General features: G+C 61.4%; 17 protein-coding genes. 10 read left to right on the top strand and 7 right to left on the bottom strand.

The genetic code is table 11. The annotated features are described in order from the left end of the window. Positions 1-863: 863 nt before the first annotated feature. On the top strand, positions 864-2117 hold the full coding sequence (locus G473_RS27435; RefSeq protein ID WP_154667444.1) for a hypothetical protein: 1254 nt from the start codon (positions 864-866) through the stop codon (positions 2115-2117). 161 nt (positions 2118-2278) lie between these two features. Here the strand turns inward: G473_RS27435 and G473_RS0116970 are convergent, their stop codons facing one another. From G473_RS0116970 to G473_RS0116960, 3 genes are all read right to left on the bottom strand, one after another. Next, a complete protein-coding gene (locus G473_RS0116970; RefSeq protein ID WP_029014093.1) occupies positions 2279-3037 on the bottom strand; it encodes an ABC transporter ATP-binding protein in 759 nt (252 codons plus the stop codon). Next, a complete protein-coding gene (locus G473_RS0116965) occupies positions 3034-3795 on the bottom strand; it encodes an ABC transporter permease (RefSeq protein WP_029014092.1) in 762 nt (253 codons plus the stop codon). The genes G473_RS0116970 and G473_RS0116965 overlap by 4 nt, the downstream gene beginning before the upstream one ends. An 89-nt stretch (positions 3796-3884) precedes the next feature. Then, positions 3885-4904 (bottom strand): ABC transporter substrate-binding protein, encoded by a 1020-nt coding sequence (locus G473_RS0116960; RefSeq protein ID WP_029014091.1) that lies wholly within the window; start codon positions 4902-4904, stop codon positions 3885-3887. A gap of 515 nt (positions 4905-5419) precedes the next feature. On the opposite strand from G473_RS0116960, the gene G473_RS30790 reads away from it, so the two are divergent. Continuing rightward, positions 5420-5683 (top strand): hypothetical protein, encoded by a 264-nt coding sequence (locus G473_RS30790; RefSeq protein ID WP_035707566.1) that lies wholly within the window; start codon positions 5420-5422, stop codon positions 5681-5683. Between the two features lie 22 nt (positions 5684-5705). Here G473_RS30790 and G473_RS0116945 read toward each other — a convergent pair whose 3' ends face one another. Next, positions 5706-5885, bottom strand: a complete 180-nt coding sequence (locus tag G473_RS0116945) for a hypothetical protein (RefSeq protein ID WP_154667442.1) — start codon at positions 5883-5885, stop codon at positions 5706-5708. A 267-nt stretch (positions 5886-6152) separates the two neighbouring features. Here G473_RS0116945 and G473_RS0116940 point away from each other — a divergent pair, with 267 nt between their 5' ends. The 4 genes from G473_RS0116940 to G473_RS0116920 all read left to right on the top strand — a co-directional run bounded on the left by G473_RS0116940 (position 6153) and on the right by G473_RS0116920 (position 8412). Further along, positions 6153-6587 (top strand): CBS domain-containing protein, encoded by a 435-nt coding sequence (locus tag G473_RS0116940; RefSeq protein ID WP_029014089.1) that lies wholly within the window; start codon positions 6153-6155, stop codon positions 6585-6587. Positions 6588-6632: 45 nt separating this feature from the next. Next, positions 6633-7211, top strand: a complete 579-nt coding sequence (locus G473_RS0116935; RefSeq protein WP_051330370.1) for a universal stress protein — start codon at positions 6633-6635, stop codon at positions 7209-7211. A 293-nt stretch (positions 7212-7504) separates the two neighbouring features. Beyond that, positions 7505-8161: a hypothetical protein gene (locus G473_RS0116925; protein WP_029014087.1), complete on the top strand. Its 657-nt coding sequence runs from the start codon at positions 7505-7507 to the stop codon at positions 8159-8161. Next, positions 8161-8412, top strand: a complete 252-nt coding sequence (locus tag G473_RS0116920; RefSeq protein WP_029014086.1) for a helix-turn-helix domain-containing protein — start codon at positions 8161-8163, stop codon at positions 8410-8412. Before G473_RS0116925 ends, G473_RS0116920 begins: the two co-directional genes overlap by 1 nt. 35 nt (positions 8413-8447) lie before the next feature. Here G473_RS0116920 and purU read toward each other — a convergent pair whose 3' ends face one another. After that, positions 8448-9314: a formyltetrahydrofolate deformylase gene (gene purU / locus G473_RS0116915; protein ID WP_210163358.1), complete on the bottom strand. Its 867-nt coding sequence runs from the start codon at positions 9312-9314 to the stop codon at positions 8448-8450. A 213-nt stretch (positions 9315-9527) separates the two neighbouring features. Here purU and G473_RS0116910 point away from each other — a divergent pair, with 213 nt between their 5' ends. The 4 genes from G473_RS0116910 (at position 9528) to G473_RS0116895 (ending at position 15735) form a co-directional block, all read left to right on the top strand. Continuing rightward, entirely contained in the window at positions 9528-9962 is a 435-nt protein-coding gene (locus G473_RS0116910) for a MerR family transcriptional regulator (protein WP_051330369.1), read from the top strand. A 124-nt stretch (positions 9963-10086) separates the two neighbouring features. Then, entirely contained in the window at positions 10087-11226 is a 1140-nt protein-coding gene (locus G473_RS0116905) for a thiolase family protein (RefSeq protein WP_029014083.1), read from the top strand. Between the two features lie 25 nt (positions 11227-11251). After that, complete coding sequence (locus tag G473_RS0116900) at positions 11252-13594, top strand: 3-hydroxyacyl-CoA dehydrogenase/enoyl-CoA hydratase family protein (protein ID WP_029014082.1); 2343 nt, start codon at positions 11252-11254, stop codon at positions 13592-13594. Between the two features lie 344 nt (positions 13595-13938). Then, the gene (locus G473_RS0116895; protein ID WP_029014081.1) at positions 13939-15735 is read left to right on the top strand and encodes an acyl-CoA dehydrogenase C-terminal domain-containing protein; all 1797 of its coding nucleotides are present in this window, start codon (positions 13939-13941) and stop codon (positions 15733-15735) included. 90 nt (positions 15736-15825) lie between these two features. Here G473_RS0116895 and G473_RS0116890 read toward each other — a convergent pair whose 3' ends face one another. Next, positions 15826-16194 (bottom strand): hypothetical protein, encoded by a 369-nt coding sequence (locus G473_RS0116890; protein ID WP_029014080.1) that lies wholly within the window; start codon positions 16192-16194, stop codon positions 15826-15828. A 149-nt stretch (positions 16195-16343) separates the two neighbouring features. Continuing rightward, entirely contained in the window at positions 16344-16775 is a 432-nt protein-coding gene (locus G473_RS0116885) for an OsmC family protein (RefSeq protein WP_210163341.1), read from the bottom strand. Positions 16776-16920 lie beyond the last annotated feature (145 nt).

Raw genomic sequence — 16920 nt, 5'->3', positions numbered from 1 at the left:
CACCGACACCGACACCGACACCGACACCGACACCGACACCGAGCGCTGTCACGGAACCCGCTGCACCACAAGCCCCTTCTTCACCGCCCGTGGCTGAGGGGGAGCCCATGCCTCCTGCCCAACCGGCAAAGGGAGATGCTCCCGTATCGGGGCCAGTGGTGCGGGAAAGATGGGTGCGCCCGGCCCCAACCGGGCTGCTGAATTTTACGGATTTTGATCAACCCGCCGCCCGCCCGCCCACAGATCGCCCACCAGCGACGGACATGCCGGCCCGCGCCCCTATCCGACCACCCTCGAGTCCCGGCACGGTCAGCCCCCCGGTTCCCTTCGGTTCCGCGCCTGCCTCACAGACACAAGCTATGGGGGTGGGCGCCCCCATGCCCCCCCCTTCGCCCGGTAAACTATCCCCGGCGACACCCCTTGCCACAACCGGGGGCACCCCGGCACAAGTTACCCCTTCCCCACCACAGCAAACCGCCCTTTCAGCGGTGGAGAACGCTCCCGGCCGGACGGTATCCCCGCCGCCTCCCGCACCATCAACTTCGTCAGCCCTTCCTAAAACGGGAAGCGTGACGGCTGAGTTGACGCCACCACGCGCGCCCGTACCGCCCACCTTGGGCACACAGGCGATGGCACCCGAAGGCGAGCCGAAGATGTCGCCGGTGACGGCAACAGCCCCCCTGCACCCTCCATCAGTTGAAGGCAGGGCCAATCCGGCACCGCCCATAGCCATACCGGCAACCACAGGGCCCACCGACGAGGGGAAGGTTGCGCCACCCCCGGCAGCACCGCCCCAGGCACGCATCGCGGCGGGGGCAAACATACCCGTATCCCCACCATCGGCGCCGGGAACAGCAGCGGCAATGCAGGGCACGCCCCCTGTCGCAGCAGCGGGGGAACATGCCGCCCCGCCCCCTTCCCCGCTGGGCCCATCGGCAGCAGCGAAAGCGGAAATCCCTTCACCGCCCCCTACGCAGGAGGCGACGGCGGCGTCCCGCCCCCCGTCATCACCGCCCATCATCAATTCGGATAAAGGCACGCCGCCCGCCCCTCTCCCTGGACGAACCCCCGCACCATCGGAAGCACCAGCCGCTACCGGTCCGGACAGGGCATCCCCCACGGCAACCGCCGCCACACCGTCACAGCAAACTGCCGCGCCGGAAGGTCCCGCCGTCACCCGCCCCCTCCTGCCGCCCCTGCCGAATGGCCAGCCGGTGCAGGTCCGTATCCTGGGTGTGGGGCCAGCCCCAATTCCGGCGGATGCCGGGCCAACCCAACCGGCCACGCTGGTTGGCACCACCAGCCAGGGACAGCCGGTGGTGACCACGGCCCAGGGCACCATGGTGCTGAAGGCCCGGACCGATCTGCCACCGGGCACCCCCCTGACGGTGAGCGTGGAATTGCCGGCTACCCGCAGCCCGGCGCAGATGCTGCCCCCGCTGGACCCGGTACAGGGCCAGGATTGGCCGGTTTTGAAAGAGGTAATGGCGGTCATCGCCGCCAGTGACCCGATGCTGGCCCGTACCATCGCCCAGCAGGTCATGCCGCAGCCCAATAAAAGGCTGACCACCAACCTCACCTTCCTGCTGGCGGCGCTGCGCGGGGGCGATGTCGGCGGCTGGCTGGGGGGTGAGGCCACGCAATTGCTGGAACGCAAAGGCGCCGGCCCGTTGCTGGCGCGGTTGCGGGAAGATTTCCTGGCCGCTGCGCAACAGGCGACAGAACCGGCGGCTGATGGCTGGCGCAGCATGCCCATCCCGTTCGGCTCCCTTGAGGCGATGCAGCGGCTGCAACTGCATGTCCGCAGCGCCACGGATCAGGATCAGTCAGAGGATGGCCGGGGGGAGAATGCGAAGGCACAGCGTTTCCTGCTGGACCTTACCCTGTCGCGGCTGGGGCCGATGCAGTTGGACGGCATGGTCTGGCCCGGTCGGTTCGACCTGATGATCCGGACCCGCGACCTGTTGCCTGCGGAACTGCGCCAGGCGATGGGGGATATTTTCCGTTCCAGCCTGGAAAATGTCGGCTTTGGCGGTACCATCGCCTTTCAGACGGGCGCGCATTTCTGGGTCCGCGCCCAGGGCAGCAGACGCGCCCTGGGCGGACAGACAGCCTGATACAATCTCCGTTGATCGTGACCGATCCAGGGAGATTTTGCGCTCCCTCAGGCGCCGGGCGGGCGCATCCGCGCCCTTGACTTACGCGCCACGTGGCGCGGGTCGGCGGTCGCCGACCTCCAATCCGCCAAGGGTCAAACCCTCGGCGGATTGGTATGATTTCAGATCCCCTCGCCCGACTGCACATAGCCGTGCAAACGGGTGCGGATTTCTGTTGCCGTATGCCGGGCCGCCTCATCATCACGCTGGCGCGGACGGGACGCTTCGATCCGGTCGGCGGACCGAACGCCGGCCGGGCTGCCAGCCAGCAGCACCACCCGGTCAGCCAGATAGACCGCTTCCTCGATATCGTGGGTAACGAACAGGATAGTCTTGCCCGTCCGCTGCCAGAGATCGACCAGTTCATCCTGCAAGGCTTGCCGGGTGATGGCGTCCAGGGCGCCGAACGGCTCATCCATCATCAACAGATCGGGGTCAACCGCCAGGGCGCGGGCGATGGCCACACGCTGGCGCTGACCGCCGGAAAGCTGATGCGGCCAGCGATCGGCCTTGTCAGTCAAACCCACCAGCGCCAGCGCTTCCAGCGCCCGACGGCGCCTTTCTTCCCGCGAAAGGCCCAGCCCTTCCAAGCCGAATTCCACATTCTTCACCACCCGCCGCCAGGGCAGCAGGCGGGCATCCTGGAACACCATGGCATAGGGCCGGCGGCCCGGCCGTTCCGGGCTATCGCGGGTGACGATGCCCGAGGTCGGCTTGACCAACCCGGCGACAACCCGCAGCAGCGTGGATTTACCAACACCAGAGGCGCCGACAATGGCCACAAACTCACCATCCGCGATTTCCAGATGGAAGTCCTTCAGCACAACGGTGCGGCCGCGGTCGCTGTCAAAAGACAGCGTCAGATCGGAAATGGTGATCATGCTTTCCACGCCAGCAAACGGTCACGCACAAGAACGAAGGTGGTATCGACAATGCCATACAGGATGGCCATCGTGATCATGTAGACCACGACGATATCCGTCGCCAGCAGGGACGATGCCTGCATCATCCGCTGGCCCAACCCCGCCACGCCAAACAGCTCCGCCGCCACGACTGCCATCCAGGCTTGGCCCAGGCCTGTGCGCAGACCCGACATGATCGGCTGGATGGAGGCTGGCAGCACCACCTTGAATAGCCTTGCCAGGGGCGAACGATGGCCGAAGGCGTTGGACAATTCGATCAGATCGCGATCCACCGCCTGCACAGCGCCCAAGGCGGCAAAGTAATTGATCCAGAAAACACCGATGATGATGATGAAGTTCGCCGCCGCTGGGGTGACACCAAACCAGATAATGGCAAACGGCACCCAGGCGAGACCCGGAATGGGGCGCAGCAACCGCACCACCCAGTTTGTCAGATCTTCCAAGGTACGGGACATGCCCGTCATCACGCCCAGCGCCACCCCCAGGAAGGAGCCCAACACAAGGCCGCTGACATAATGTTTCAGGCTTTCCAGCACGGCTGTGTGCCACGCCCCGGATGAAACCTCCCGCAGGAAGGTTTCGGGGATATCGCTGGGGGGCGGCAGCAGCATCGGTGTCACGATCCCGAACCGGGGAAGGGCTTCCCACAGGCCGAGGAAAAGCACGACGCCGGTAATCGCCAGCAGCAGCCTTTTCACCTTGTTGGTCTTCATCATCACCACAAACCATCGGGCCGGGCACACCCATAGGGACGGCCCGGCCTTTTCAGGAACAATCAGAAAGGGATTTCCACCCGTTCAGACAGTTACTTACCCGCAACCGCCTTCTTGTAATAGCTTTGATCGAAGATATCAGCCACCGGCAAAGCTTCCTTCACCGTGCCCAGCTTGACCTGATAATCCTGGACCGTGGCCGTCTGCTCAACAATGGCACCCGGATCAGTGGCAAACTGCACCGCCTTGGACGACAAAGCCTTATCCAGAATCGGACCCGGAATCAGGCCCTTGCCGATAGCGCTTTCAACCGCTTCAATCGCCAGCTTGCGATCACTCTTCAACAGTTCCGTCGCCTTGACCGTCAGTTCCACCAGCTTCTGGGCAACTTCCGGATGCTTCGCCGCAAAATCATCGGTCAGCGCGATGACATTGCCCGGCTGGTTCTTCAGGATGTCGCCGCCATAAGCCAGCACCTTCACCGCCGGGTTACGCTCGGTGATGATGGTCAGGGCCGGCTCGCGGATAATGGCGCCATCCACAGCACCGGCCAGCAGGGCCTGCTGTGTGGCATCAATGCCTTGGGGCACCAGTTCCACATGGGCCTTGTCCACCTTGGCCACTTCCCATAGCCAATATTGCAGCATGGTGTTGGGCACGGACCCGGCGGGCTGGGTGGCCAGCTTCAGCGGACGGCCCAGCTTCTTGGATAATGCCGCAATCGCTTCCGCAGGCGTACCAGGGGTCTTGGCCAGTTCAGGTGCGGCGGCGACCACCAGTTCTTCAACCGCCGTGGCAGCCACGACCTTGAGACCGATACCCTTGCCACGGGCCACAATCACCGGCGCAATGCCGGCGACATAGACGTCCAGCGTGCCAGAAACCACAGCCTGGATCATGTTCGGCCCGCTGTCGAACTGCTTCAGTTGCAGGTCGAAGCCGTTCTCCTTGTCCCAGCCCTGATTGTCGATGACGAAGGCCGCCGCCGCCCCCAGGACGGGGATATAGCCGGCGCGGACCACCACGGGATCAGCCGCCTGGGAAGGCAGGGCAAAGCTGGTAAGTGCGGTCGCCGCGGTGGCGATGATGGCAAAGCGACGAAGGAAGGACATGGGATCGGCCCCTTTGTTGATGCCGGCGGTGACGCCGTGGAGAAGAAGTTTGTGCATCCGGGCCTTTTCGTCAATGCGAAATGTGAAATACCAAATTTCACATCAACCATGCGTGATTATGATGTGTTGAATTTCGGTAACTACATTTTTTAACGCGATATCGGCTTGACAGATGCATCACCGCACCGAATGATAGCCACAGGATCAAGACAGATTCTGCCTGGCCCGGCGCCTTCCATGGCAAGGGCCCGCGGGAATTTGACGAGCAGCAGCTTGCGCCGCGTCACCAAACGCTAAAGCGCCACGAAGCCCCTTCGTGGTTTGTCCGCAAACCTTTGAGAAGGAAGGGCAACATGGTCCATCCCTTTGGCCTTGATACCGTCCCCCCCGCTCTCCCCCGTGGACGAATGCCGGGTTGTTGACGCCGTTCTCGCATCGGCGCCCACCCCTGTCCTTCACGTTCATCCGATTATCCGACGGCCGGCGAACTTATTTCACGGCTGGGGAGAGGTATAATGTCCGCATCCGCCTTCACCATCGAAACATCCCGCCATACAGCCGGCATCGCCGTGGTCGATGATAATGGCTTCCGCTTTTTCGCCGCCCACCCGCTGTTCGCAGCACTGGAGGGGACGTCTTATCCCAGCGTGGCTGCGGTCCAGCGGGCAGCCACGCGGCGTGAACAACAGCAGCAGGATCATACCGGTCGCCGGCAGGACAGCCGGGGTCAGGTCTTCCGGTCCTGGGGGCTGAGGGATAGCGCGCAAAGGGCCGTATAACCGCCCTTTCACCCCGATGGGGTCAGGGTGTATCGGCGAAGTACTGGTCCTCAAACTCGGCGATCAGTTCCTTGGCATCGGCAACAAGCGCCCGGATCACACGGCGATCCGGCTCGGTACACAAGGTCTCGTTCACGGCCTTGCCAAGCTGCGCCGATGCCTGGGCCAGAAGTTTGACGGCAAGGCGATCCTGTAGCTTCATCACCATATCCCCGGAATAAAGACCCACGCAGAACGGGCGTTCAGTGCTGGTGATAGACCATTGCCAGGGATGGCGCATCCCGTTCCATCACAGGACCTGGAAAGAATATTACCCAGCGCCGATAAAAATAAATGTCGAACGGGTAGGATATGCCCGGAAGACCTATCGGTTCGATTTATCCTTGCGCGTGCGGCGCAACATCGCGTTCCCTTGCAGGGATGCGGGTGGCCATCCGTCACCCCGCCCCGCCCAGGGAGGATTTTCGTGATGCATGTTTCCGCGATCCTGAGGACCAAGGGTTCCACCATCATCACCATCAAGCCCAGCGAGACGGTGGCCACAGCCGCCCATGTTCTGCACCTGAACAAGATCGGCGCCATCCTGGCCGTGGACGAAGAAGGCGCCATCGCCGGTGTCCTGTCGGAACGCGATATCGTGCGCGGGCTGGCGGTCCACGGCGCCAATGTACTGGACCGGCCTGTCTCGTCCCTGATGACGGCACGTGTTGTCACCTGCCGGCCGGATGATACGGTGGCCAGCGTCATGGTCCGCATGACCGAAGGTCGCTTCCGCCATATGCCTGTGATCGATAATGGCCGGCTGACCGGTGTAATCTCCATCGGCGACGTGGTGAAACAACGCATCGCTGAATATAGCCATGAGGTGGAATCGCTGCGCGATTATGTGGCCGGCCGCGCCTGACGCTGGCGGCATACCCTGACACCTGACGGACAGGAGCGTGCCCCCATGTTCATGACCTTGGCCAGCGCCCTTCGCGCGCGGCAATCCTTCGCTGTCGCCAGCGACACGCTGACGGCAATCGACCGCGGGGACCTGATCACCGGGCCGGCACCGGCCCCGGTGGAACGGTTCAAATTCATGGTCTGCGTTGATGGCAGTCCACAATCACGGGCCGCCTTACGTTTTGCCGCGCTGCGCGCGCGCAATACCGGCGGGCTGCTCTCCCTGCTGCATATCAACGAGCCGGTGGAATGCCATGAATGGATGAGCATCGCCGCGGCAATGGAGGAGGAGCAGCGCGAGGAGGCCGAACTGCTGCTGCACGATCTGGCTGGCGACGTGAATATGCTGACCGGGCTGGTGCCGGAGCTTCATATCCGGCGCGGTGCGATCGGCGCGGAAATCCTGGCCGCGATCCGGGAGGGGGGCGATATCCACGCCCTGGTTGTGGGGGCAGCCCCCCCGGCACAAAGGCGAGGGAAGCTGATTTCCTGGCTGGCATCGGAACTGGCGGGATCGCTGGAAATCCCGCTGGTTGTGGTGCCCGGCAATTTGACGGCGGCGCAGATCGACCGGCTTGCCTAAGCCGATCCGCTCTGCCGTTACCGGAACACCACTGTCCGCTGGCCATCCATGATGATCCGACGTTCAAGCTGCCAGCGCACGGCGCGGGCGGGTGCGGGGAAGTCTTGCATCATGGGGCCCTGCGGCGTCTATGCCGCGCACGCCCGAATGCCGGCTTAGCTATAAACCAGCATCAGTCGCCCATCGCCGCTGGAAAAATGGAATTATTTTTCACGTTGAACATTTTATGTTTTGCATAAAATCATTAATGCATTACACATAGACCATCCTTGGATCGGATGGAGTGTCGTGTCATGTCGCTGCGTTTCCTGAACTGGTTATTGACGGCCGCCATATGGGTAGCCGGTTTCGCTGTCGTCGTTGCGTTGGGCATCTACTTTTTTGGGGGCACCCCGGGAAAGCCAGCGTCGGTTTCGTTTCCGGTGACGCTTGGCCCGTCTGAGCCTACAGAAGTACTGTTACGCGACGGGAAGACAATCATTGGCAAGCTTATAGCCAATGAGGGGCGGCTCGAAATCAATCTTGACGGTTCGTATGCAACAATTCTGCTCATAATACATACAATTATTTTAGCCGGTGTGTGGCTTTGTATCTTGATTGTACTTCGTCGACTGGTCATTGATATTACTAGCGGCAACCCGTTCGCGCCAAAGGCTTCTTCACGATTGCGGCTGATGGGCTGGTTGCTGATTGGGTACAATATATATGCTTTTGTTATGAATTATATTCCGCTTCTACCAGTGTCCGATTGGATGCTTGCAGATGGGCGCATTCTGTTGGACAGCCCCGCAATGTTTGGCGTGCCAAATCAACCCTATGCAAAGGTCATTTTAGGGGGGGACGGCGGAAGTAACGCTTGGATGGCCCTCACTGGCCTTATCCTGCTGGCCCTGGCGGAGGCGTTCCGTATTGGTCGGAAGCTGGAAGTGGATGGCGAGGGGATTATCTGATGGCCATCATCGTCAATGTCGATGTGATGCTTGCGCGGCGGAAAATGTCAGTGACACGGCTGGCGGACGAGGTTGGAATATCGCTGACCAACTTGTCCCTGCTGAAAACCGGCAAGGTTAAGGGCATCCGCTTTTCCACGTTGAACCAGATTTGCGCGGTACTGGAGTGTCAGCCCGGCGACATTCTGGAATATCGCCCGGATGACCCCAGCCAAGAGAGGCAGGTGGACGTGGACACCGATGGCATCTGAAAAAAAGGGACCCGAACGGGTCCCTTTTTTGCGCCTCACTTAAAAATCACCGTCCGCGACCCATCCATGATGATGCGGTGTTCCAGTTGCCATTTCACAGCCCGTGCCAGCACGGCGCATTCCACGTCACGGCCCATATTCACCAGATCTTCCGGCGTGTGGCTATGGTCCACACGCTGGATATCCTGTTCGATGATCGGGCCTTCATCCAGCACATTGGTGACGAAATGCGCCGTAGCGCCGATGATCTTCACGCCGCGGTCATGGGCCTGATGATAGGGCTTGGCGCCCTTGAAGCTGGGCAGGAAGCTGTGATGGATATTGATGCAGCGCCCCGCCAGCACGCCGCAGAACTCCGGTGACAGAATCTGCATATACCGGGCCAGCACCACCAGATCGGCACCGCTTTCGCGGATGATGTTGGTGAACTGCGCTTCCTGTTCTTCCTTGTTGCCCTTGGTCACGGGCAGATGGTGATAGGGGATGCCGCTCCATTCCACGAAGCTGCGCATATCATCATGGTTAGAGACAACGGCCGGGATATCCATGCGCAGGATGCCGGAACGCTGACGATGCAGCAGGTCGTAAAGGCAATGACCGAACTTGGAGACGGCAATCACCACCTTGGGCTTCACTGTCAGATCGTGAAGCTCCCATTCCATGGCGTAAGCATCGGCAACGGGGGCGAACCCCTCTTTCAACGACGCCAGATCAGGGAAGCCCGCGCCATCGGGCCGGAAAACGACGCGCATGAAGAAACGATCATTGATCGCGTCGTTGAAATGGTTCGATTCCGTGATCGAGGCATCATGCGAAGCCAGATAGGTGGAGACGGCGGCCACAATGCCCTTCCGGTCCGGACAGCGCACCACCAGCACAAAACGCGCCTGCTCACCCTTCATCATCATGACCCAATCACTAGATTATAAGAAAGAAACTGTCGGGCGGTGAGATTTGCGGCTGGCGGCTGATCTTGTCCACTCCCATAGTGATTCTTGCCCTCTGACGGATGGCGGCCATGCAAAATCCGCTTGACGTTTTGGTAAGCGCGATCTACCTATTACGTAAACGTAAGCACCATATGGTGCGATGTTGGTTATCCAAGGGACGGTCGCATGCTGAACAGCGCGGAATTGACCCGGTCCAACCCGCAGACGGAGCGGACCTATTCCATTGGCCAACTGGCGGAAGAATTCGGGCTGACGCTGCGATCCTTGCGTTTCTACGAGGATGAGGGGCTGATCTCCCCCGCCCGTGTCGGCCAGACGCGGGTCTATTCCCATCGGGACCGGGCGCGGCTGAAACTGATCTGCCGCGGCAAGCGGCTGGGCTTCTCCATCGGCGAGATCAAGGATTTCCTGGATCTGTATGAGACGGACGAAGCGCAGGTAGAGCAGATGAGCTTCCTGTTAAAGGGGGCTCGCAACCGTATCCGCCATCTGGAACAGCAACTGCGCGACGTGCAGCAGACGCTGAAAGAACTGCATGAGATTGACGGCATGATCGTGTCGCATCTCAACGCCAAGGGCGTATCCGTCCCGACTGAATGATTGCCGGGGCGGAATGAAGACCCGGCGGCATCCCCGCCGGTTTAAGATTGGTCAAAACCCACCAGCCGGCACACCGGGACAGAACCGGGGCCGAAGCCACACCAGGCGAGGAGCGCGGAAGATTATGAAGAATGTCGTGATTGCCGGTTATGCCCGGTCGCCTTTCCATCTGGCCAACAAGGGCGAGCTGACGAAGGTGCGCCCGGATGATCTGGCCGCGACCGTCGTTAAGGCCCTGCTGGAACGCACGGGTGTTGACGGCGCCGCCGTGGAAGATCTGATCGTCGGCTGCGCCTTCCCGGAAGGGGAGCAGGGCTTCAACGTCGCCAAACTGATCGCCATGATCGCGGGCCTGCCGGCCTCGGTCGCCGGCGCCACGGTCAACCGTTTCTGCGGCTCCTCCATGCAGGCCATCCATCAGGCCGCTGGCGCCATCGCGCTCGGCGCTGGTGACTGCTTCATCGCCGCCGGTGTGGAAAGCATGACCCGCGTGCCGATGATGGGCTTCAACCCGATGCCCAACCCGGCCCTGCACGCCGCCAACCCCGGCGCCTACATGTCCATGGGCATCACGGCGGAGAATCTGGCCAAGAAGTTTGGCTTCACCCGCGCCCAGCAGGAAGCCTTTGCCGTGGAAAGCCACCGCAAGGCCGCCAAGGCCCAGGCCGAAGGCCGTTTTGAGGCAGAAATCGTCCCCATCACCACCCCGTCGGGCAAGGTGATCAGCCAGGATGGCTGTATCCGTGGTGACAGCTCGGTGGAAGCGCTCTCCACCCTGAAGCCGGCCTTTGACGCCGCCGGCACCGTCACCGCCGGCACTTCCTCCCCGCTCACCGATGGTGCTTCGGCCACGCTGATCTGCTCGGAAGATTTCGCCAAGGCCCATGGGCTGAAGGTGCTGGCCAAGATCCGCTCCATCGCCGTTGCCGGCTGTGACCCGACCATCATGGGCTATGGCCCGGTGCCGGCAACCACCAAGGCCCTGGCCCGCGCCGGCCTGAAGGTCTCCGATCTGGACATCATCGAAAGCAACGAGGCCTTCGCCGTGCAGGCCATGACCGTTTGCCAGGAACTGGGCTTTGACCCGGCCAAGGTGAATATTGATGGCGGCGGCATCGCCATGGGCCACCCGCTGGGCGCCACCGGTGCCCGCATCACCGGCAAGGCCGCCAGCCTGCTGGTGCGCGAAGGCAAGTCGCTGGCGCTGTCCACCCAGTGTATCGGCGGCGGCCAGGGCATCGCCACCGTTCTGGAAGCGGTCTGATCCGGGCCGGACGGGAGGAGCAACCATGACAATCAAGAAAGCCGCCGTCATCGGCGCGGGCGTGATGGGCAGCGGCATCGCCGCCCATATCGCCAATGCCGGCATCCCGGTCTATCTGCTGGATATCGTGCCGCAATCCGTGAAGGATAATGGCGGCGACCGCTCGGTGATCGCCAAGGGCGCCATCGAGAAGATGCAGAAGACCGACCCTGCCCCCTTCATGCACAGGAAGGCGGCCAGCCTCGTCACCCCCGGCAATATCGAGGATGACCTGGAAAAGCTGGCCGATGTGGATTGGATCGTCGAGGCCGTGCTGGAAAACCCGGCCATCAAGCACGACCTTTATGCCAAGCTGGAAAAGGTGCGGAAAGACGGTTCCATCGTCTCTTCCAACACCTCCACCATTCCGCTGAACATCCTGTTGCAGGGCCAGACCGAACGGTTTGCCGCTGATTTCTGTATCACCCACTTCTTCAACCCGCCGCGTTACATGCGCCTGCTGGAAGTGGTGAAGGGTCCGAAGACCCGTCAGGATGCCTTTGAGACGGTTAGCGTCTTCTGCGACAAGGTGCTGGGCAAGGGCGTGGTAGAGTGCAAGGACACGCCGGGCTTCATCGCCAACCGTATCGGCACCTATTTCATGGCCGTTGCCGTGAATGAGGCGATGGATGGCGGGTTGACGGTGGAAGAGGCGGACGCCATCACCGGTCGCCCCATGGGCATCCCCAAGACCGGCACCTTCGGCCTGATTGATCTGGTCGGCCTGGACCTGATGCCGCTGATTTCCAAGTCGCTGCTAGCCACCCTGCCGGCGGATGATGATTACCGCCGCATCCACCGTGACAGCCCGATGATCACCAAGATGATCAGCGAAGGCTATACCGGGCGCAAGGGCAAGGGCGGCTTCTATCGCCAGACCAAGGCTGCCGACGGTCGCCGCACCAAGGAAGCCATCGACCTGACGACGGGCGTGTATCGCGCGTCGGAAAAGGCATCGCTGGCGTCGGCCTCCGCCAAGGGGCTGAAGGCCCTGGTGGAAACGGCGGACCAGGGCGGGGCCTATGCCTGGCGGGTACTGTCGCAGGCGCTCTCCTACGCTGCCGATCTGGTGCCGCAGATTGCCGAGCAGATCACCGCTGTCGATGAGGCGATGCGGCTGGGCTATAACTGGAAGGCTGGCCCGTTCGAGATGATCGACCAGCTGGGCACCGGCTGGTTTGCCGAGAAGCTGAAGGCGGAAGGCAAAAAGGTTCCCCACATGGTGGAAGTCGCCGCTGGCCGGCCCTTTTACAAGGTGGATGGCGCCAAGCTGCTGTTCCTGACCACCAGCGGCGAGTATGCCGAGGTGAAGCGCCCGGACGGCGTGCTGTTGCTGACCGATATCAAGCGTGGCTCCAAGCCGGTGGCCAAGAATGGTTCCGCCAGCCTGTGGGATATTGGCGACGGCGTGCTGTGCCTGGAATTCACCAGCAAGATGAACGCGCTGGACCAGGACATCATGAACCTGATCCGCAAGGCCATCGGCATTATCGGCGACGGCAAGTCCGGCCCGTACAAGGCGCTGGTCGTGCATAATGAGGCACCGAACTTCTCCGTCGGTGCCAATCTGGGCCTGGCCCTGTTCGCCATCAATATCGGCCTCTATCCGCAGATTGAGGCGATGATTGCGGAAGGCCAGCAGACCTACAAGGCGCTGAAATACGCCCCCTTCCCCACCGTCTCGGCCCCGTCGGGCATGGCACTGGGTGGCGGGTGCGAAATCCTGCTGCACAGCTCCGCCGTGCAGGCCCATGCCGAAACCTATACCGGTCTGGTGGAAGTGGGCGTCGGTGTCGTGCCCGGCTGGGGCGGCTGCAAGGAAATGGTGGTGCGCCATCTGGCCAACAAGAAGCGTCCGGGCGGGCCGATGCCGGCCTTGTCCGCGGCGTTTGAGGCGATCAGCACCGCCAAGGTGGCCAAGTCCGCCTTTGAGGCCAAGGATATGCTGATCCTGAAGCCGACCGACGGCATCACCTTCAACAAGGATCGGCTGCTGGCCGATGCCAAGGCGAAGGCGCTGGAAATGGCGGCGGATTACACGCCCCCGACCGCCCCGGAAATCCGCCTGCCCGGCCCTACGGCCAAGGCGGCCTTCGATCTGGCAGTGGATGGCTTCGCGCAGCAGGGCAAGGCCACGCCCTATGACGTGGTGGTCTCCAAGAAGGTCGGCCATATCCTGTCCGGCGGCAACACGGACATCACGGTTGTGATGAACGAGGACCAGTTGCTGGACATGGAACGGGAAGCCTTCCTGGAATTGACCAAGACGACGGGCACCATCAACCGCATCGAGCATATGCTGGAAACCGGCAAGCCGCTGCGGAATTGAGGGTGAGGGGTGGGGCCGGCGCAAGCTGGCCCCGCCATCACCAAACGGTTCGTCCTTAGAGCACTGACGTAGACACGATCGCTTCATTGCCTCCCCCGCGAAAGCGGGGGTCAAGGGTCAAGGGATCAAGGTTCGGTGCCTGCGGCCCCTGGTTCCCCGCTTTCGCGGGGAAGGCAGAATTGGGTGAAGTTAGTACCTTCATAATTCCCCCCTTCCGTCCACCCTATCGACGCCCCGAGGTGCCCCATCTTCTTTCCCGTCTGAAGCCGAGAATCCCAACATCGGTGCCGGGCGTGTCAGGGGGTGCGGGTCTGCCGCGGTAGCGGTTCACACGGAGAATTCAGATGCCCGTCTACAAGGCCCCGCTGGAAGACATCAATTTCGTCCTCAACGACGTGCTGAACGCGCAATCCCTGGCAAATCTGCCGGGCTATGAGGATGCGACCCCCGACCTGATCCAGTCGGTGATCGAGGAAGCCGCCAAGCTGTGCGAGAACGAGCTGCAGCCGATCAACCTGTCCGGCCACGAGGAAGGCTGCCATTACGAGAATGGCGTCGTCCGCACGCCCAAGGGCTTCAAGGCAGCCTATGACAAATATGTCGAAGGCGGCTGGCAGGGCATGGCCTTCGACCCCGCCTATGGTGGCCAGGGCCTGCCCCACACCGTGGGCGTGGTGCTGGAGGAGCTTCTCTGCTCCGCCAATATGGCCTTTGCCATGTATCCGGGCCTGACCCAGGGGGCGATGAACGCCATCAAAGCCCACGCCAATGATGAGTTGAAGGAACGGTACCTGCCCAAGATGGTCAGCGGTGAATGGTCCGGCACCATGTGCCTGACGGAACCGCATTGTGGCACCGATCTGGGCCTGTTGAAGACTCGCGCCACCCCCAATGAGGATGGCAGCTACAACATCACCGGCACGAAGATTTTCATCTCCGCCGGGGAACATGACCTGACCAACAATATCATCCATCTGGTGCTGGCCAAGCTGCCGGACGGCCCGCCGGGCATTAAGGGTATCTCCTTGTTCCTGGTGCCGAAATTCCTGCCGAATGAGGATAACGAACCCGGCGTGCGCAATGGCGTGATGTGCGGTTCCATCGAGCACAAGATGGGCATCATGGCCAACGCCACCTGCGTGATGAATTTCGACGATGCCAAGGGTTGGCTGGTGGGCGAGCCGCACAAGGGCATGCGCGCCATGTTCACCATGATGAACACTGCCCGCCTGGGCGTGGGCATGCAGGGTCTGGGCATCGGTGCCGTCGCCTATCAGAACGCCGTTGTCTATGCCAAGGACCGCATCCAGGGCCGCTCGCTGTCCGGCACCAAGGCACCGGAAAAGGCCGCCGACCCGATCATCGTGCATCCCGATGTGCGCAAGAACCTGATGCAGGGCAAGGCTTTCTCCGAAGGCGCGCGCGCGCTGGGTTACTGGGTCGGCATGATGATCGACCTGTATGAAAAGCACCCGGACCCAACCGTCCGTCAGGAAGCGGAAGATTTCGTGGCCCTGCTGACCCCGGTGGTGAAGGCGTACTTCACCGATATGGGTTATGAGGTCGCCACCAACAGCCAGCAGATGTATGGCGGTCACGGCTATATCCGCGAATGGGGCATGGAACAGTTCGTGCGCGATGCCCGCATCGCCATGATCTATGAAGGCACCAACGGCATCCAGGCCCTGGATCTGGTGGGCCGCAAGATGCCGCAGAATATGGGCCGCCTGCTGCGCCGCTTCTTCCACCCGATGCAGGCCGAACTGGAACAGAGCCAGGAAGACGCGGCCCTGCTGGAATTCGTCGTGCCGCTGGCCAAGGCGTTCGGCAAGTTGCAGCAGGCAACCGCCATCACCGCCCAGAAGGGCATGGTGCGGCCGGATGAAGCCGGTGCGGCATCGACCGACTATCTGCGTATCTTCGGCCTGGTCAGCCTGGGCTGGATGTGGCTGAAGATGGTGAAGGTGGCGCAAGAAAAGCTGGCCGCCGGAAACGCGGACGGCAAGGAAGGCTTCTACGACGCCAAGATCAAGACCGCCCGCTTCTTCATGGACAAGATGCTGCCGGAGGTGGATTTCCGCTTCAAAAGCCTGATGGCTGGCGGCAAGAGCATGATGGAAATGCCGGTCGATCAGTTCTGATCGGGCTGTATTCTTAAAATAAGGGCCGCCGGCTTTCATACCGGCGGCCCTTTTCTTTTTTAGTCCGTGTCTCTGAATAGAGAGTACGGATTATTCATATTCCGCCCAGGTTTCATCCTTCTTGCGGTCATAGAAAATGGAAATGGTTGAGACCTTGCAGAGATCGAAGCCCGCCCATTCGGCCTCCACCTCATCATCATAGACGACCTTCAAGTCCCACATGCAGCTCTTCGCGGCGCGGCTGAACTGGATATGGACATTCTCACCATTATCCAGCACATCGCCACCCATCACATCCTCTTCCCAGTCATCCGACTTGGCGGGGGAAACATAGACCTCCGCAACCGTATAACCGGTGCGGTTCTTCAATGTGAAATTCTGCTTCCCCTCCGCCCAGGCCGTGCCGCCGGTTACCAGCGACGCCAAGACCAGAACAGCCCCCATGAACTGTTTCAGCATGATTATACCCTTGCCGTTGAAGGCCATGATTTCAGGCCTTCTCTACCATAAGTGGACTGATCCACAGACGGCAACAGGGGTGGAAACGGGGGAGGTATTGCGAATAAAGAATGGGGTGGCTGCGAAAGGCACCCACCCCTCTAAAAGCATCAGACCAGATTGGCTTTAAGCCGCACTTCCGCATTCAAAACCTTCGAAACGGGGCAGTTGGCCTTTGCATCAGCCGCGATGCTGGCGAATTTATCCGGCGTGATGCCGGGAACCGCAGCTTCCAGCGTCAGTTCCACGGCCGCAATCTTCCAGCCCGGCCCATCGCTTTCCATGATCAGTACCGCGCCGGTGCGGATCTCCGTGGCCGGCGTATTGTTCGCCGTCAGCATGAAAGCCAGTTGCATGGAAAAACAGCCGGCATGGGCGGCGGCAATCAACTCTTCCGGGTTGGTGCCCTTGCCATCACCAAACCGGGCGACGAAGGAATAGGGCACATTGTTCAGCGTGGCGCTCTGCGTAGAGAGCGTGCCATCGCCATCCTTGCCGGTACCATGCCAAACCGCTTTCGCCGTGCGCTTCAACTGGGCCATTGCCGCTCTCCTGTTCCTTATATGCCGTTGCCGGCGGGTGCAGAAGGGTATCAAAATTGGTTGTCCATGTGACCTGATATAGCGATCTGATTCACAAACGCGAAAGACGCCGTACCGTCGCTTTGCGGCGACAGATTTCCTTGAT

Origin of the sequence: Niveispirillum irakense DSM 11586 (assembly GCF_000429645.1) — a bacterium.
GTDB lineage: Bacteria > Pseudomonadota > Alphaproteobacteria > Azospirillales > Azospirillaceae > Niveispirillum > Niveispirillum irakense.
Note: the sequence above shows the minus strand (reverse complement) of the source record. Positions and strands in the feature narration are given on the sequence as shown.

Coding starts and splice junctions, on each gene's coding strand:
- G473_RS27435 (WP_154667444.1), top strand. CDS start 864: ATGCAGGGCACGCCCCCTGTCGCAGCAGCGGGGGAACATGCCGCCCCG.
- G473_RS0116970 (WP_029014093.1), bottom strand. CDS start 3,037: ATGATCACCATTTCCGATCTGACGCTGTCTTTTGACAGCGACCGCGGC.
- G473_RS0116965 (WP_029014092.1), bottom strand. CDS start 3,795: ATGATGAAGACCAACAAGGTGAAAAGGCTGCTGCTGGCGATTACCGGC.
- G473_RS0116960 (WP_029014091.1), bottom strand. CDS start 4,904: ATGTCCTTCCTTCGTCGCTTTGCCATCATCGCCACCGCGGCGACCGCA.
- G473_RS30790 (WP_035707566.1), top strand. CDS start 5,420: ATGTCCGCATCCGCCTTCACCATCGAAACATCCCGCCATACAGCCGGC.
- G473_RS0116945 (WP_154667442.1), bottom strand. CDS start 5,885: ATGAAGCTACAGGATCGCCTTGCCGTCAAACTTCTGGCCCAGGCATCG.
- G473_RS0116940 (WP_029014089.1), top strand. CDS start 6,153: ATGCATGTTTCCGCGATCCTGAGGACCAAGGGTTCCACCATCATCACC.
- G473_RS0116935 (WP_051330370.1), top strand. CDS start 6,633: ATGTTCATGACCTTGGCCAGCGCCCTTCGCGCGCGGCAATCCTTCGCT.
- G473_RS0116925 (WP_029014087.1), top strand. CDS start 7,505: ATGTCGCTGCGTTTCCTGAACTGGTTATTGACGGCCGCCATATGGGTA.
- G473_RS0116920 (WP_029014086.1), top strand. CDS start 8,161: ATGGCCATCATCGTCAATGTCGATGTGATGCTTGCGCGGCGGAAAATG.
- purU (WP_210163358.1), bottom strand. CDS start 9,314: ATGAAGGGTGAGCAGGCGCGTTTTGTGCTGGTGGTGCGCTGTCCGGAC.
- G473_RS0116910 (WP_051330369.1), top strand. CDS start 9,528: ATGCTGAACAGCGCGGAATTGACCCGGTCCAACCCGCAGACGGAGCGG.
- G473_RS0116905 (WP_029014083.1), top strand. CDS start 10,087: ATGAAGAATGTCGTGATTGCCGGTTATGCCCGGTCGCCTTTCCATCTG.
- G473_RS0116900 (WP_029014082.1), top strand. CDS start 11,252: ATGACAATCAAGAAAGCCGCCGTCATCGGCGCGGGCGTGATGGGCAGC.
- G473_RS0116895 (WP_029014081.1), top strand. CDS start 13,939: ATGCCCGTCTACAAGGCCCCGCTGGAAGACATCAATTTCGTCCTCAAC.
- G473_RS0116890 (WP_029014080.1), bottom strand. CDS start 16,194: ATGCTGAAACAGTTCATGGGGGCTGTTCTGGTCTTGGCGTCGCTGGTA.
- G473_RS0116885 (WP_210163341.1), bottom strand. CDS start 16,775: ATGGCCCAGTTGAAGCGCACGGCGAAAGCGGTTTGGCATGGTACCGGC.